The organism is Usitatibacter rugosus (genome assembly GCF_013003965.1).
GTDB classification, from domain to species: Bacteria; Pseudomonadota; Gammaproteobacteria; order Burkholderiales; family Usitatibacteraceae; genus Usitatibacter; species Usitatibacter rugosus.
This window is the reverse complement of record NZ_CP053069.1, coordinates 1,046,926-1,061,633: the sequence shown is the minus strand read 5'-3', so window position 1 is coordinate 1,061,633 and position 14,708 is coordinate 1,046,926. Positions and strand designations below refer to the sequence as shown.

General features: G+C 66.8%; 12 protein-coding genes. 4 read left to right on the top strand and 8 right to left on the bottom strand.

Translation table 11 applies throughout. From position 1 onward, the window contains the following. Nucleotides 1-82: 82 nt before the first annotated feature. Entirely contained in the window at nucleotides 83-508 is a 426-nt protein-coding gene (locus DSM104443_RS05395; RefSeq protein WP_171090186.1) for a universal stress protein, read from the top strand. On the opposite strand, the gene DSM104443_RS05390 is transcribed toward DSM104443_RS05395, so the two are convergent. The 7 genes from DSM104443_RS05390 to ppsA form a co-directional block, all read right to left on the bottom strand. Next, nucleotides 505-1,404 (bottom strand): SMP-30/gluconolactonase/LRE family protein, encoded by a 900-nt coding sequence (locus tag DSM104443_RS05390; RefSeq protein ID WP_171090184.1) that lies wholly within the window; start codon nucleotides 1,402-1,404, stop codon nucleotides 505-507. The genes DSM104443_RS05395 and DSM104443_RS05390 overlap by 4 nt on opposite strands. Before the next feature lie 55 nt (nucleotides 1,405-1,459). After that, on the bottom strand, nucleotides 1,460-2,362 hold the full coding sequence (locus DSM104443_RS05385; protein WP_171090182.1) for a cation diffusion facilitator family transporter: 903 nt from the start codon (nucleotides 2,360-2,362) through the stop codon (nucleotides 1,460-1,462). Beyond that, nucleotides 2,362-4,317, bottom strand: a complete 1,956-nt coding sequence (locus DSM104443_RS05380) for an acetoacetate--CoA ligase (protein WP_171090180.1) — start codon at nucleotides 4,315-4,317, stop codon at nucleotides 2,362-2,364. Before DSM104443_RS05380 ends, DSM104443_RS05385 begins: the two co-directional genes overlap by 1 nt. Further along, complete coding sequence (gene pcp / locus DSM104443_RS05375; RefSeq protein ID WP_212756957.1) at nucleotides 4,314-5,126, bottom strand: pyroglutamyl-peptidase I; 813 nt, start codon at nucleotides 5,124-5,126, stop codon at nucleotides 4,314-4,316. The genes DSM104443_RS05380 and pcp overlap by 4 nt, the downstream gene beginning before the upstream one ends. Before the next feature lie 67 nt (nucleotides 5,127-5,193). Further along, on the bottom strand, nucleotides 5,194-5,982 hold the full coding sequence (locus DSM104443_RS05370) for a 3-hydroxybutyrate dehydrogenase (protein ID WP_171090178.1): 789 nt from the start codon (nucleotides 5,980-5,982) through the stop codon (nucleotides 5,194-5,196). After that, the gene (locus DSM104443_RS05365) at nucleotides 5,979-6,443 is read right to left on the bottom strand and encodes a GNAT family N-acetyltransferase (protein WP_171090176.1); all 465 of its coding nucleotides are present in this window, start codon (nucleotides 6,441-6,443) and stop codon (nucleotides 5,979-5,981) included. Before DSM104443_RS05365 ends, DSM104443_RS05370 begins: the two co-directional genes overlap by 4 nt. A 38-nt stretch (nucleotides 6,444-6,481) precedes the next feature. Then, on the bottom strand, nucleotides 6,482-8,866 hold the full coding sequence (gene ppsA / locus DSM104443_RS05360) for a phosphoenolpyruvate synthase (protein ID WP_171090174.1): 2,385 nt from the start codon (nucleotides 8,864-8,866) through the stop codon (nucleotides 6,482-6,484). A gap of 95 nt (nucleotides 8,867-8,961) precedes the next feature. Between ppsA and ppsR the strand changes: the two genes are divergently transcribed. The 3 genes from ppsR to DSM104443_RS22145 all read left to right on the top strand — a co-directional run bounded on the left by ppsR (nucleotide 8,962) and on the right by DSM104443_RS22145 (nucleotide 12,319). Then, on the top strand, nucleotides 8,962-9,786 hold the full coding sequence (ppsR, locus tag DSM104443_RS05355) for a posphoenolpyruvate synthetase regulatory kinase/phosphorylase PpsR (protein WP_171090172.1): 825 nt from the start codon (nucleotides 8,962-8,964) through the stop codon (nucleotides 9,784-9,786). 314 nt (nucleotides 9,787-10,100) lie between these two features. Beyond that, nucleotides 10,101-12,002 carry an autotransporter domain-containing protein gene (locus DSM104443_RS05350; protein ID WP_171090171.1) on the top strand — a complete coding sequence of 634 codons (1,902 nt, stop codon included), beginning with the start codon at nucleotides 10,101-10,103 and terminating at the stop codon, nucleotides 12,000-12,002. Next, on the top strand, nucleotides 11,999-12,319 hold the full coding sequence (locus tag DSM104443_RS22145; protein ID WP_171096229.1) for a putative signal transducing protein: 321 nt from the start codon (nucleotides 11,999-12,001) through the stop codon (nucleotides 12,317-12,319). The genes DSM104443_RS05350 and DSM104443_RS22145 overlap by 4 nt, the downstream gene beginning before the upstream one ends. Before the next feature lie 181 nt (nucleotides 12,320-12,500). On the opposite strand, the gene DSM104443_RS05340 is transcribed toward DSM104443_RS22145, so the two are convergent. Then, nucleotides 12,501-14,705 carry a patatin-like phospholipase family protein gene (locus DSM104443_RS05340; RefSeq protein ID WP_171090169.1) on the bottom strand — a complete coding sequence of 735 codons (2,205 nt, stop codon included), beginning with the start codon at nucleotides 14,703-14,705 and terminating at the stop codon, nucleotides 12,501-12,503. Between the last annotated feature and the right edge of the window lie 3 nt (nucleotides 14,706-14,708).

Genomic DNA, 14,708 nt, shown 5'->3' with positions numbered 1-14,708 from the left:
TGGAGTTCGCCCCGCTTCCGTTCGGTTCCGAACATACACCCGGCGCTTTCCCCTATAGGCTGGGTCCTTTGAAAGGAAGCGCATGAAGATCCTCCTCGCCGCAGACGGGTCGGTGCATACCGAGCGTGCCGCGAAACACCTGGCGTGGTTCGCGGGCGAGCTCGCGAAGCCGCCGGAGATCCACCTCCTCAACGTCCACGCTCCGGTGCCCTACGCCAAGGCCGCCGCGACCGCGGGCGCCGAAGCCGTGAACCGTTACCACAAGGAAGAGTGCGAGGCGGCCCTGGCGGTCGGCGGTGCCGTGCTGCGGGGCGCCAGCATCGCGTTCGAGCAGCACTGGGTGGCCGGCGACGTCGCGAAGGAGATCGACAACTTCGCCATCAAGAACGGCATCGACCTGATCGTGATGGGCTCGCACGGGCACGGCCAGCTCCGCAACCTGGCACTCGGCTCCACCGCCGACGCGGTCCTTCGCGGCACGCAGTGCCCGGTGACCGTGGTCCGCTAGCGCGAGAGCTTGAGGATCCGCACCTCGCTCTTCACGAGGTCGGGGACGTAGACCGTATAGCCCTTGCCGTCGGGCAGGGTGCAGAAATCCGCCGGGCCTTTGAAGTCCTTGGCAAGGTCCTGGCGCGTGCCTTCGCCGTTCCATGCGAAGAGCGCTCCGGTGTTCCAGTCGGTCACGAGCAGCGTGCCATCGGCTAAACGCGCAACGCCGTCGAGGCGGCCGATGGGCGTGGAGATCGGCTTGGGCTCGCCGTCCTTGCCCACCGTGAAGATGGCGCGCGGGCTGTCCGCCGAGACGAAGCCCACGACGAGCCAGCTGTCTCCCGCGCCCGGGTACACGCCGTTGGGGTTCACGGATTTTCCGGAGAAGACCTCCGAGATCTTCGGCTGGACCTTCGCGTCGAGGAAGTCCGCGGGCTCCACGCGCATCAGCTTGTCGCTGCGGTTGTCGGTCACGATCAGCACGTTGCCGCGCACCGCGGGATCGTTGGCGAAGGTGACGCCGGGCAGGTCGAGCTTGCGGCTCTTGCGGGTCTTGAGGTCGAAGATCCACACGCCGTCGATGTCGGTCACCCAGAGGCGGTTGCCCGCGATCCAGATGCCCTTGGGCTTGTTCATCACCTCGCCGTGCGCGGGGAGGAATTTCGCGTCGATCACCTTCCCGTCGAGGGAGAGCTTGGCGATGCTGCCCTTGCCGTCCTTCTCGCCGGGCTTGAGCTCGGTGCCGCCGAAGGAGCCCACGTAGAGCGCCTTGCCGGCCGCGTCGCAGCCCACGGATTCGGGGAAGACCAGGCCCGTCACGGGCTTGTCCGAGGTGACTTTCCACGCGTCGGCTCCGTGGGCCAGTGTCGCGAGGAATAGCGTCGTGGCGACGGCGATCGGATTCTTGATGTTCATGGCGGCCTCCCGGGGGGTGTCGGTGGGCACCGATTGTATTCCCGCTGGCCCGCCCCTACTCGCGCGGGTGGCCCGTCTCCGGGTCGTCCCAGCTGCGGGGATCTTCCAGCGGCTCCAGGTGGACCAGCACCTGCACGTGCGGCACGGCCCCGGCGATCTCGGCTTCCACGCGCTCCACCAGGTCGTGGCCCATCTGCACGCTGGTCGCACCCGGCACCAGCACGTGCACGTCGACGAAGCCCTGCGATCCGGATTGACGCGTGCGTAGCGCGTGGAAATCGCAGCCCTGGGCGCGGAGCTTCTCCAGCACGGAGCGGATCTTCTCGAGGTCTTCGGCGGGAAGCGCATGGTCCATGAGGCCGTCGAAGGATCGCACCATCAGCTGCCACCCGGTCCACAGCACGTTGGCGGCGACCGCAAGTGCCACCAACGCATCGAGGCGAAGCCAGCCCGTGAGCTGCACGAGGACGACGCCCACGAGGACTCCCACGGTGGTCCACACGTCCGACAGCAGGTGCTTCCCATCCGCCTCGAGCGTGATCGAGCGGTTCTCGCGAGCTCCCTTGAGCAGGAACATCGCGCACGCTCCGTTGGCGATCGCGGCGGCCAACGCCAACGCGAGGCCCAGGCCCACCTGTTGCAGGGGCTGCGGCTGGATGAGGCGCGGGATTGCCGTCCACACGATCGCGCCGGCGGCCACGAAGATCAGCGCGCCCTCGATGCCGCTGGAGACGTATTGCACCTTCTCGTGGCCGAAGTTGTGCTCGCGGTCGGGCTTGCCCTCGGCATAGTGCAGCGCGGCGAACGCGACGAGGGCCGCGACCACGTTCACCACCGACTCCATCGCGTCCGACAGCAGGCCCGCCGATCCCGTCACCCAGTAGGCGCCGGCCTTCAGCGCGATCGTCGCGAGCGACGTCGCGATCGAGACTGCCGCGTAGAACTTCGGAGAGTGCACTAGGCCAGCTCGGGGCGGTTGCGGAATTGCTCGAGGGCTTCGGGGTTGGCGAGCGCCTCGGCGTTCTTGATGGGCTGGCCGTGGACGACGGCGCGCACCGCGAGCTCGACGATCTTGTTGGACTTGGTGCGCGGGATATCGGTCACCTGGAGGATCACCGCGGGCACGTGGCGCGTGGTGGTGTTCACGCGGATCACCTCGCGGATGCGCTTGGCGAGCGCCTCGTCCAGCGTGAGGCCGTCGCGCAGGCGCACGAAGAGCACCACGCGCACGTCCTTCTGCCAATCCTGGCCGATGACGATGGACTCCAGCACCTCGTCCAGCTTCTCCACCTGGCGGTAGATCTCGGCCGTGCCGATGCGCACACCGCCGGGATTGAGCACCGCATCCGAGCGCCCGTAGATGATCATGCCGTCGTGCGGCGTGATCTCCGACCAGTCGCCGTGGCGCCAGACGTTCGGGTACTTCTCGAAGTACGCGGCACGGTACTTCGCGTCGCCCGGATCGTTCCAGAAGCCGAGCGGCATGGTCGGGAACGGCTTCACGCACACGAGCTCGCCCTTCTGGCCCTGTGGCAGGACGCGGCCGTCGTCATCGAAGATCTCCACCGCCATGCCGAGCAGCCGCGCCTGCAGCTCACCGCGCCAGACGGGGCGCGTCGGCGCTCCGCCGGCGAAGCAGGCCACGAGGTCGGTGCCGCCGCTGATCGAGGAGAGCTGGACGTCCTTCTTGATCTTCGAATAGACGTAGTCGAAGCCCTCGGCCGCGAGCGGCGATCCGGTGGAGAGGATGGCGCGCAGCTCCGGCAGGCGGTGGTTCCGGATCGGTTCGACTTTCACTTTCGCGATCGCGTCGATGAACTTGGCGGAGGTCCCGAAGTGCGTCATGTCCTCGGCGGCCGCGAAGTCGAACAGCACGTTGCCGCGGCCGAGGAAGGGCGAGCCGTCGTAGAGCAGCAGCGCGGCATTCACGCCCAGGGCCGTCACGAGCCAGTTCCACATCATCCAGCCGCAGGTCGTGAAGTAGAAGACGCGGTCCCCGGCCTTCACGTCGCAATGCAGCAGGTGTTCCTTCAGGTGCATCAGCAGCACGCCGCCCGCGCTGTGGACGATGCACTTGGGCACGCCCGTCGTTCCGCTCGAGTAGAGGATGTAGAGCGGATGGTTGAACGGCATGCGGCGGAAGGCGATGTCCTTTGCCGGGAACGGTGCCAGGAAGTCCGCGAGCGTCACGCCGTGCGGAACACTCGAGGCCGCCGGCTCCTCGCTCACGTACGGCACGACGACGACCTTCTTGACCGTCGGCAGGTGGCCCATGATCTCCGCGATGCGCGAGAGCGTCTCGACGACCTTGCCGTTGTAGTAGTAGCCGTCGCAGCACACCAGCACCTTCGGCTCGACCTGGCCGAAGCGATCGCAGACGCCTTGCACGCCGAAATCCGGCGAGCACGAGGTGAACGTGGCGCCCAGGCTCGCCGTGGCGAGCATCGCGATCACCGTCTCGGGCATGTTCGGCATGAAGGCGGCGACACGGTCGCCCTCCCCCACGCCCGCGGCGGAGAGCGCCTGCGAGAAGCGCGAGACTTCGTCGTAGAGCTCGCGCGTGGTGAGGTGCCTGCGCACCTTGTCCTCACCCCAGAAGACGATGGCGTCGGAGTCGTCGCGGCGGCGGAGCAGGTTCTCGGCGAAGTTGAGCTTGGCGTCGGGGAAGAAGCGCGCGCCGGGCATCTTGTCGCCGTCGGCGAGCGCGACCTTGCCGCGCGTCTCCGCGACCACGGCGCTAAAGTCCCAGACCGCGATCCAGAAATCCTCGAGGTGGTCGCACGACCAGCGGTAGAGGCTCGTGTAGTCGGTGAGCTTCGTGCCGTGGCGCTCGTTCACGAGCTTCGTGAACGCCGTGACGTTGGAGGCGGCCACCCGTTCGGGCGACGGCGTCCAGAGCGGTGCTTCGGTCATGTCTCTCGGCCTTCGGAGATCTTGGTATCGGTCTTGTGCGCGAGCGCGGCGGTGATCGCTGCCTCGATGCCGCGCGCCATCGCGTCCACCGACATCGACGGTTGGCCGGGTTTGTCCAGCACCTGCGCATCCGCGTAGGGCACGTGGATGAAGCCGGCGCGCGTTGCGTGCCCGCTGGCAGCGATGAAATGCAGCACGCCGTAGAGCAGGTGATTGCAGACGTACGTGCCGGCCGTGTTCGAGACCTCGGCGGGAATGCCGGCGTCGCGAACCGCCTTGGCCATGGCCTTGATCGGCAGCGTGGTGAAGTAGGCGGGCGGGCCATTCGGTGCGATCGCCTCGTCCACGGGGCGCTCGCCTCCGTTGTCGGGAGCGCGCGCGTCGTCGATGTTGATGCCGACGCGTTCGATGGAAATCCGGTCGCGGCCGCCGGCTTGGCCAATGCAAACGACGAGCGCGGGCTTCAGCTTCTCGATCGCCTCGGCGACGGTTTCGATGGAGGTGCGGAAGAGGCACGGCACCTGGAGTGTTTCGACCCTGGTCTTGCCGATCGTGGCCGGCAGCCGCTTGCAGATCTCCCAGGAGGGATTGCTCGCCTCTCCGCCGAAGGGCTCGAAGCCCGTGACGAGCACCACGTTGGCGCGCGAGGCTTTCGCCTGCGGCGTTGTCTCCTCCGTGACGATCAGCTCCGCGGGCACCACGGCGCCGGGGCGCGCGCGGCGCCGGGATCGGGTCTCGGTGACCGCGGGAGGCGCCGGCTTGCGGGTGTCCGGTTTCGGGCGCCGGGTTCTCCGTCGAAGCATCGTCATGCTGGAGTCTTGTCGTTCCCGCGAAGGCGGGAACCCAGTGGATTCCCGCCTTCGCGGGAATGACGATTCATTTCGCGGTCCATCCGCCGTCTATCGAGAACGACGCGCCGTTGATTTGCGCGGCCGCTTCCGTGGAGAGGTAGAGGGCCATCGCCGCGATCTCCTCGATCTTCACGAACTCCTTCGTCGGCTGCGGGGCGAGGATCATGTCCTTGGCGGCGGCCGCGGTGATGTTGTGCTGCTTCGCGAGGTCGTCGATCTGCTTCTGCACCAGCGGCGTGAGCACGAAGCCGGGGCAGATCGCGTTGCTGCGGACGCCCGTCTCCGCCACTTCCAGCGCCACCGTCTTCGTGAAGCCGACGATGCCGTGCTTGGCGGCCACGTAGGCGCTCTTGTTGGGCGAAGCGACCAGGCCGTGGGCCGAGGCGATGTTGATCACGCGGCCCCAGCGGCGCGCCTTCATGCCCTTCAGCACATGCTTGGTCGCATGGAAGGCCGAGGAGAGGTTGATCGCGATGATCGCGTCCCACTTCTCCGTGGGGAACTCGTCGACGGGCGCCACGTACTGGATGCCCGCGTTGTTCACCAGGATGTCGACCGGCCCCAGCTCCTTCTCGGCCGCGCGGATCATCGCCTCGATCTCGGCCGGCTTCGACATATCCGCGCCGTGGTACGCGGCCTTCGCGCCGCTTTCCTTCGCGAGCGAGGCGCGCAGCGATTCGATTTCCTTCGCGTCCCCGAAGCCGTTCACGAGGACGTTCGCGCCCTCGCGCGCGAAGAACTGCGCGATCGCACGGCCGATGCCGCTCGTGGAACCGGTGACCACAGCGGTGCGTCCCGCGAGCTGCCCGCTCATGGCCGCACCATCTCGATGTGGGGGATGCCGTCTTCCATGTACATGTCCGAAGCTTTCTCGAAACCGAAATCGTTGTAGAACTTCTCCAGCCGGGCCTGCGCGCCGATGCGGATCGCCTCCTTCGGCCACAGCGCCTTGGTGCGCGCGACCGCCTCGCCCATCAATACGCGACCCAGGCCCGTGCCCCGCGCCGCCTCTGTTGTGAGCACGCGGCCGATCGACGGTTCCGCGAACTTGATGCCGGGCGGCACGATGCGGCAATAGGCAATGATGGGGAAGGAATTAGGGTCTGACCCCAATTCTTTTCGTGTGAAGAGGTGCCAGCAGGCGGGATCGGCGCCGTCGACGTCCTGGAACGGGCAGTTCTGCTCGAGGACGAAGACCTCGATGCGGGCCTGGTAGATGTCATGGACGTCACGCGCGGTGAGGTCGTTGAAGCGGACGATACGCCAGGCGTGCATGGTGGGGACGGGCGGGAAAGCGGCCTTCGAGTATGACGCTACCCGGCGACCTTTTCACTCGCTTTCGCGAGGTGGAGCCACGTTTCCACCACCGTGTCCGGATTGAGAGACATCGATTCGATGCCTTCGGACATGAGCCACTCGGCGAGGTCCGGATAGTCGCTGGGGCCCTGGCCGCAGATGCCGACGTACTTCTTCGCCCGGCGGCAGGCGTCGATGGCCAGGTGCAGCATCTGCTTCACCGCGGCGTCGCGCTCGTCGAAGCCCTCCATCACGAGCCCGGAGTCGCGGTCGAGCGCGAGGGTGAGCTGCGTCATGTCGTTGGAGCCGATGGAGAAGCCGTCGTAGTGCTTGAGGAACTCGTCGGCGAGGATGGCGTTGGACGGGATCTCGCACATCATCACGACGCGCAGGCCGTTCTTGCCTCGCTCCAGGCCGTTCTCCTTCAGGATGGCGTGCACCTGCTCGGATTCTTTCAGCGTGCGCACGAACGGGATCATGATCTCTACGTTCGTGAGGCCCATTTCGTCGCGGACCTTCTTCATGGCCTCGCATTCGAGCCTGAAGCAATCCCGGAAGCTGGCCGCGATGTAGCGCGAGGCGCCGCGGAAGCCCAGCATCGGGTTCTCTTCCGACGGCTCGAACTTGGCGCCGCCGATGAGGTTGCGGTACTCGTTGGACTTGAAGTCCGACAGCCGCACGATGACCTTCTTCGGCCAGAACGCGGCGGCGATGGTGGCCACGCCCTCGACGATCTTCTCGCGGTAGAACGCCACCGGATTCGGGTAGCCGCGCGATTGCTTCGTCACCTGCGCCTTCAGGTCCGGCTGCAGCTTGTCGTACTCGAGGCAGGCCTTCGGATGGACGCCGATCATGTTCGAGATGATGAACTCGAGGCGAGCCAGGCCCACGCCCTCGTTGGGCAACTGCGCGAAGTCGAAAGCGAGCTGCGGGTTGCCGACGTTCATCGCGATCTTGACCGGGATCTTCGGCATTTTGTCCAGCTGCACCTCGACGATGTCGAACTGCAGCTTGCCGGCGTAGATGTAGCCCGTGTCGCCCTCGGCGCAGGAGACGGTGACGTCCATTCCGTCCCGGAGTCTCTCCGTAGCGTCTTCGCAGCCAACGACCGCAGGAATGCCGAGTTCACGCGCAATGATCGCGCTATGGCAGGTTCGGCCCCCGCGATTGGTGATGATGGCCGCTGTTCGCTTCATCACCGGCTCCCAATTCGGATCGGTCATGTCGGTCACGAGCACGTCACCTTCCTGAACGCGCGCGATCTCCGCGATGTCCGTGACGATGCGCACCTTGCCCTGGCCGATCTTCGAGCCGATGGCGCGGCCCTCGGAGAGCACCTCGCCGCGTTTGCCGATGCGGTAGCGGGTGAGCGTGCGTTTCTGCGTCTCCTGGCTCTTCACCGTCTCCGGGCGGGCCTGCAGGATGTAGAGCTTGCCGTCGGTGCCGTCGCGGCCCCACTCGATGTCCATCGGGCGGCCGTAGTGCTTCTCGATCGAGACGGCGTAGCGCGCCAGTTCCTCGACCTCCGAGTCCGAGAGCGAGAAGCGGTCGCGGTCGCCCGGGGCGACGTCCTTCTCCTCGACCGACTTGCCGGGCTTGGGATCCGCGCTGAAGACGAGCTTGATCGCCTTGCCGCCCAGGCTCCGGCGCAGGACCGCGGGCTTGCCCGCCGCGAGGCAGACCTTGGAGACGTAGAACTCGTCCGGATTCACCGAGCCCTGCACGACCGTCTCGCCCAGGCCGTAGCTCGAGGTGATGAAGACCACGTCGGGGAAGCCCGACTCGGTATCCATCGTGAACATGACGCCGGCCGCTCCGAGGTCGCTGCGAACCATGCGCTGCACGCCGGCGGAGATGGCCACGTCCTCGTGCTTGAAGTTCTTGTGCACGCGATAGGCGATGGCGCGGTCGTTGTAGAGCGAGGCGTAGACGCGAAGCACCGCGTCCAGCACGTTCTCGATGCCGCGGATGTTGAGGTAGGTCTCCTGTTGGCCGGCGAAGGACGCGTCCGGAAGATCCTCGGCGGTGGCGGAAGAGCGCACGGCGAACGACGCATCCGGCGTGCCGTGGGAGATGCGCGCGTATTCTTCGTGGATCGCCTTCTCGAGCGCCGGGGGCAGCTTGCCCGCCTCGACCATCGCACGGACCTCGGCGCCCGCTTTCGCGAGGGCGGAGACATCGTCCACGTTCAGCTTGCCGAGGATCGCGTCGATCTTCGCCTTCAGCTGGTTGTGCTCGAGGAACTCCTCGAAGGCCCGCGCCGTGGTGGCGAAACCGCCCGGAACGCGAACGTTGGAGGCCGCCAGCTGGCTGATCAGCTCGCCCAGGGACGCGTTCTTGCCACCGACGCTCGCCACGTCGGTCATGCGGAGTTTTTCGAGCGGGAGGACGTGGGCGGACATGGGGTTTCGAATCACGCGGAAGCTTGCAATTATACCGGCCCAACCGCAGCATTGCTGCACCGCAAAATGACCCGCCGGCCGCGTGCCGGGACCCCATGGCCCAGCATCGCCGCGTCTTCTTCATCTCCGACCGTACCGGCCTCACCGTCGAGGCACTCGGCTCGTCGCTGCTCACGCAGTTCGCCGGCGTCGAGTTCCAGCGGATCACGCTCCCCTTCATCGACACGATCCCCAAGGCGATCGCGGCGGTGGCGCAGGTGAACCAGACCGAGGACGAGGTGGGCCAGCGCGCCCTCGTATTCAGCTCGATCGTGGACGACGCCGTGCGCGAGGAAATCAACAAGTGCCACGGCCTGGTGCTGGACGTCTTCGAGCGCTTCATCATCCCGCTGGAAGGCGAGCTGGGCGAGAAGTCCACGCACGTCGTGGGCAAGAGCCACAGCGCCGGCAATTCCAAGGACTACAACCACCGCATCGAGGCGATCAACTACACGCTCTCGCACGACGACGGCGTGACCAACCGCGAGCTGGAGGAGGCCGACATCATCCTGGTCGGCGTGTCGCGAAGCGGCAAGACGCCCACCTGCCTCTACATGGCGATGCAATTCGGCATCAAGGCGGCCAACTACCCGCTGATCCCCGAGGACCTCGAGGCCAACCGCCTGCCGCCGGCGCTGCTCGCGCACAAGCACAAGGTGTGGGGCCTCTCGATCGCGCCCGAGCGCCTGCACCAGATCCGCAGCGAACGCCGGCCCGATTCGAAGTACGCCGCGCTCGAGAATTGCCGCTACGAAGTCGCCGCCGCGGAGAAGCTGATGAAGCGCAACGACATCATCTTCCTCGACTCGACGACGAAGTCGATCGAGGAGATCGCGACGCATGTCCTCCATGAGGCGCACCTCATGCGTCGCGTGTATTGATCTGGCTTTCGCCTGGCCCCCCTTGAACCACGGAGGCACGGAGACACGGAGGGCCACGGAGGAATGCAGGAATGGACGTGAAGTGGGTTCGGCGGTGACCTCTGCACGGTTGATCGCTACAGCAATTCCAAGATTCCTCCGTGGCCCTCCGTGTCTCCGTGCCTCCGTGGTTCAATGGGTCCCGAATAGGGTTGCCGCCAGGCATCCGCGCAGCGGAAGACAGTTCCGCAATCCCCGTTTCCTCGCTGCACTGCAGGAGTGCGTGCCCGGGACGGTTGTGCGAAGATTCCTCCCATAAAGGAGGAGTCACCCACATGAAAAAACGTATCGTCCCCGCCCTCGTCCTGTCCCTCTTCGCCACCCTCGGCGCAACGCAATCCAGCGCAGCCCAGTTCTCCAACGTCGTCGTCTTCGGCGACAGCTTGTCCGACGCCGGCTACTTCCGCCCCTTCCTCACGGGCCTCGGCCTGCCCCCGGCCCTCGTGGCCCAGCTCGGCCGCTTCACGATCAACCCGGGCCCGGTCTGGTCGGAGCTCGTGTCGCAGCACTATGGCGTGACGGCCGTCGGACCCAGCAACGCGGGCGGCTCCATCTACGCTCAAGGCGGCGCCCGGGTGACGCAGCCCTCCGCTTCGACGCCCCCCGGCTCCGCGCAGCGCCCGGTGAGCACCCAGATCAACGAGTTCCTCGGCGCCAATGGCGGTGCTGCCGATCCGAACGCGCTCTACGCCGTGTTCGCGGGCGGCAACGACATGCTGCAGAACCTCGGCCTCTTCCAGGCCGGCCAGATCACGCAGGCCCAGCTCCAGGCCAACGTGCTCCAGGCCGCGACGGACGACGTGGCGCAGGTCGCGCGCCTTCGCGCCGCGGGCGCCCGCTACATCCTCGTGTTCGCGCTGCCCGACGTGGGCGGCACGCCCTCGGCCGCGGCCGGCGGCCCGGCGATCGCCGGGGCTGTCACGGCGCTTTCGGCGGGCTACAACACGACGCTCTTCACGGGCCTCGCGTCCGCTGGCATCCGCGCCATCCCGGTCGATACGTTTGGCCTCTTCACCGACGTGAAGAACAACGCCGCGGCGTTCGGCTTCACCAACACCACGGGCGTGGCCTGCCAGACCTTCCCGCCCACCAACTCGAACAGCTCGCAGTTCTGCACGGCGGCCACCATCGTCCCCGGCGGCCAGACCTACCTCTTCGCCGACAGCGTCCATCCGACGCCCGCCTCGCAGGCCATCCTCGCGCAGTACGTGGAGAGCCTGATCGACGGCCCGTCGCAGTATTCGATGCTGCCCGAGACCGCGATCCATTCGCGCCAGGCGCACGTCCGCTCGCTCGCCGAGGGCGTGCGTACGGGGCTCAAGGCCTCCGAGGGCACGTGGACCACGTTCGTCTCGTACAACAACAGCGACCCGAGCTTCGACGCTCGCCAGGGCATTCCCTCGCAGGACACCGATTCGTACAACTTCGCGGTGGGCGCCTCGATGCGCGCCTCCGAGAACGTCGCGATCGGCGTCGCCTACGGCATGAGCAACGAGAAGGCGCGGTTCGGCGGCAACGCGGGCGGCTACAAGATGACGGAGAACACGCTGTCGGCGTTCGCGGCCTACCAGGGCACCAACCTGTACGCGAGCGGTGCGTTCAGCATCAGCGACATCGACTACTCGGAGAACCGCCGCAACATCCAGCTGGGTCCGGTCACCCGCACGGGCGAATCGAGCCCCAGCGGCAACAACGCGTCGTTCTACGCCAACGTCGGCTACGACTTCACCTTCGGCAAGTTCAAGGTGGGCCCGTACCTCACGCTCGGCGTGCAGAACGTCGAGGTGAACGGGTTCAACGAGACGGCCTCCGGCAACGCGCCCAACACCGGCATGCTCAACATCAGCAAGCAGACGCGGCGCTCGGAGATCTGGAGCATCGGAGCGCAAGCCTCGATGGACTTCGGCATGTGGACGCCGTGGATCCGCTTCCAGGCCGACAAGGAGCGCCGCGATGATCCGCGCTTCGTCTCCGCGCAGCTGCAGTCGCTCGGACCGACGGGCCTCACGTACGACATCGAGGCCTACAAGCCCGACTCGACGTACATGACGACCTCCGTGGGCCTGCGCGGCAACATCACTCCGTCGATCGGCGTGGGCCTCGCGTTCTACAACGTCTCCGGCCGCGAGGGCTCGAAGGACGACGGCTTCACGGCCGCCGTGGCGTTCCGCTTCTGAAGCGCGTCTTCACGGCAGCCAACCTGGTCGAGGCCCAGCTTCTCCTCGACCAGCTGGCGGGCGCGGGGATCCGCGCCCGCATCTTCAACGCCAACGCCTCCAGCATCGCCGGGGAGCTGCCGATCGACTCCTCCCTCCCCCAGCTCTGGGTGGACGAGGAGAAGAACTCGGAACGGGCGCGGGCCCTCATCGATGAATACCTGCGGCGGCGCCCTTCGGGGCCCGCAGTGCGGTGTCCTTCGTGTGGGGAGGAGAATCCTGGCTCTTTCGAGCTCTGCTGGAATTGCGGGGCTGCGCTGGAGACGCTGCGCTCCTGAGGGACCCCTTGAACCACGGAGGCACGGAGACACGGAGGGCCACGGAGGAAACCTTGTAGGGATTGTCGATGACGGGCGATCGCGAATCACTGCCGACCGCATCTCCCACGACCCGCCAAGCATTCCTCCGTGGCCCTCCGTGTCTCCGTGCCTCCGTGGTTCAAGGGGTCCCAAGCGATTTTCACGGGGTTCCAACAAAAAGATAAAAGCGTCCCTCGCCCTTCTTCGAATCCGAGTACCCGAAGTACACCGGACCCAGGAACGTGTTCGCGGCAATGTAGATCCCGTAGGACTGCAGCCACACCCCATCCAGCGCGAGCTCCGTCTGGGACTTGCGCATCCGCCCCGCCTCCGCGATCGCCCCCGCGATGAAGTTCAGCCCCAGCAGCGGGATCGGCTTGGTGAGGCGCCACTGCGCTTCGAGCCGGCCGTACTCGTACTGCTCGCCGAGGAACTGGTCGTTGGCGAAGGACGAGAGCCGGCGCGGCCCGCCGAGCGAGAAGAGGTCGCCGGCCGGAAGGTTGCCCTTGGTCGCGTTGCCGCCCTCGATCTCCCCGATCAACGACACGTCGCGGATCGAGTAGACGCCCTCGAAGGCACCGCTCAGCTTCGCGTACTTGCTCCCGCTGTCGCCCGTGGCCTTCAGCGCGTGGAAGTAGTCGATGCGGCCCTGGAACCCCTTGGTGGGGAAGTAGGCCTGGTCCTCGGTGTCGAGCGCGATGTTGAGCGACGGCCCGGACACGCGGTCCTTGAAGCTCGGGAAGATCTCGATGCCGGTGTCGCGCCCGAGGTTGAGCCAGCGGTGCACCCAGCCCAGGCGCGCCTGCCCGTAGATGCCGATGTTGAGGCCGCCTTCGATGCCGATGCGGGAATCGCGGAAGGTGTAGTCGGCCAGGCGGTCGCCTTCGTTGTAGATGCCGATCTGGCGGCTGTCGAAGAAAGCGAACGGGCGCACGAACGTGTGCTGCGCATAATCGAGCGGCTGGTAGAACTCGGTGGTGATGAACTGCTCGCTGCCGATCTGCCCACCCAGGCGCCACTCGCCGCCGTAGCTGTTCATCCAGGTGCGGCGGTAGAGCGCGCGCACGTTGTAGTCCGCCTGGCTCTGGAAATCGGTAGCGAGGTTCACGCCGAAGCGGATGTAGTTCGGGCCCCAGCCCTTTTCCACGGGCAGGACGTTGAGCACGGTCTTGTTGCCCTCGCGCACCACGCTGTAGTCGAGCGACTGCAGGTCGCCCTGGCTGTAGACCCACACGAGGTCCTTCACGAGCTTGTCGCTGTCGAGCGCCTCGCCCTCCTTCGCGCGGATGCCGGCGCGGATCGACTCCGGGGCCACGTACTTCGTCTCGCCCACGCGCACCTCGTCGATGACGGGCGGCTTCGGCGTGAGGATCTGCCGCATCCCCATGCGCCAGATGTTGAACTCGCGCGACTCCATCGACAGTGTCCGCAGGACCGGCAGCACGTCGAGCGCGGCCTTCCGCCCAAGGTCCGCGGCCTCGATCTGCTGGTCGAAGCCGGCGCTCGAGATCGCGCCCAGGTCGGGGCGCAGGTAGATGTCCTGCTTGCGCATGAGCGTTAGGGACTTGGCCACGTTCTGCTCGGCGAGCAGGCTCACCATCTGGCCCACGACCGAGACGAGGCCCGTCACCTCCTCGGGCTTGAAGAGCGGGGAGCCCACGTTGATGGCGATGATGACGTCGGGCTTGCACAGCTCGATCACCTCGCCGATCGGCACGTTGTCCACGAGGCCACCGTCGACCAGCTTGCGGCCGTCGCGGATCACCGGCGCCAGCACGCCCGGCACGGACATGGAGGAGCGCATCGCCGAGCTCAGGTTGCCGGTGCGCATCACCACGCGCTCGCCGGTGCCGATGTCGGTGGCCACGATGGCGATGGGCAGCGGGAGCTGCTCGATGTCGCGCGAGCCGAGGTCCTCGCGCACCAGGCCGTTGAAGAGAAGCTTCAGCTTCTCGCCCGCGATCGCGCCGGAGCGGTACTTGAGGCCGTCCTTTCCGACGCCGAACTCGAGGCCCGAGGTGAAGCGGTCGTCCAGCTCCTTGCGCCGCAGGTTCACGAGGTCGCGTCCGGCGGAGTCGTCGAACACGGTGGCCCAGTCGGTCTTCTTCACGAAGGCGCGCATCTCCTGGGGAGAGACGCCCGCCGAGTAGGCGCCGGCCACGAGCGCGCCCATGCTCGTGCCCGCGATGCAGTCGATCGGGATATGGTTTTCTTCGAGGACTTCCAGCACGCCGATGTGCGCGGCCCCGCGGGCTCCGCCGCCGCCCAGGACCAGGCCCACCTTCGGGCGCTTCTCCGTCTCGGCGGCCGCGGCGAACCCGCCGGCCAGGAATGAAAGTGTCAGGGCAAGCGCGATCGTCCGCATGGT

Bases quoted from the DNA above. Each gene is read 5' to 3' on its own strand.
- DSM104443_RS05395 (WP_171090186.1), top strand. From the start codon at position 83: ATGAAGATCCTCCTCGCCGCAGACGGGTCGGTGCATACCGAGCGTGCC.
- DSM104443_RS05390 (WP_171090184.1), bottom strand. From the start codon at position 1,404: ATGAACATCAAGAATCCGATCGCCGTCGCCACGACGCTATTCCTCGCG.
- DSM104443_RS05380 (WP_171090180.1), bottom strand. From the start codon at position 4,317: ATGACCGAAGCACCGCTCTGGACGCCGTCGCCCGAACGGGTGGCCGCC.
- pcp (WP_212756957.1), bottom strand. From the start codon at position 5,126: ATGACGATGCTTCGACGGAGAACCCGGCGCCCGAAACCGGACACCCGC.
- DSM104443_RS05370 (WP_171090178.1), bottom strand. From the start codon at position 5,982: ATGAGCGGGCAGCTCGCGGGACGCACCGCTGTGGTCACCGGTTCCACG.
- DSM104443_RS05365 (WP_171090176.1), bottom strand. From the start codon at position 6,443: ATGCACGCCTGGCGTATCGTCCGCTTCAACGACCTCACCGCGCGTGAC.
- ppsA (WP_171090174.1), bottom strand. From the start codon at position 8,866: ATGTCCGCCCACGTCCTCCCGCTCGAAAAACTCCGCATGACCGACGTG.
- ppsR (WP_171090172.1), top strand. From the start codon at position 8,962: ATGGCCCAGCATCGCCGCGTCTTCTTCATCTCCGACCGTACCGGCCTC.
- DSM104443_RS05350 (WP_171090171.1), top strand. From the start codon at position 10,101: ATGAAAAAACGTATCGTCCCCGCCCTCGTCCTGTCCCTCTTCGCCACC.
- DSM104443_RS05340 (WP_171090169.1), bottom strand. From the start codon at position 14,705: ATGCGGACGATCGCGCTTGCCCTGACACTTTCATTCCTGGCCGGCGGG.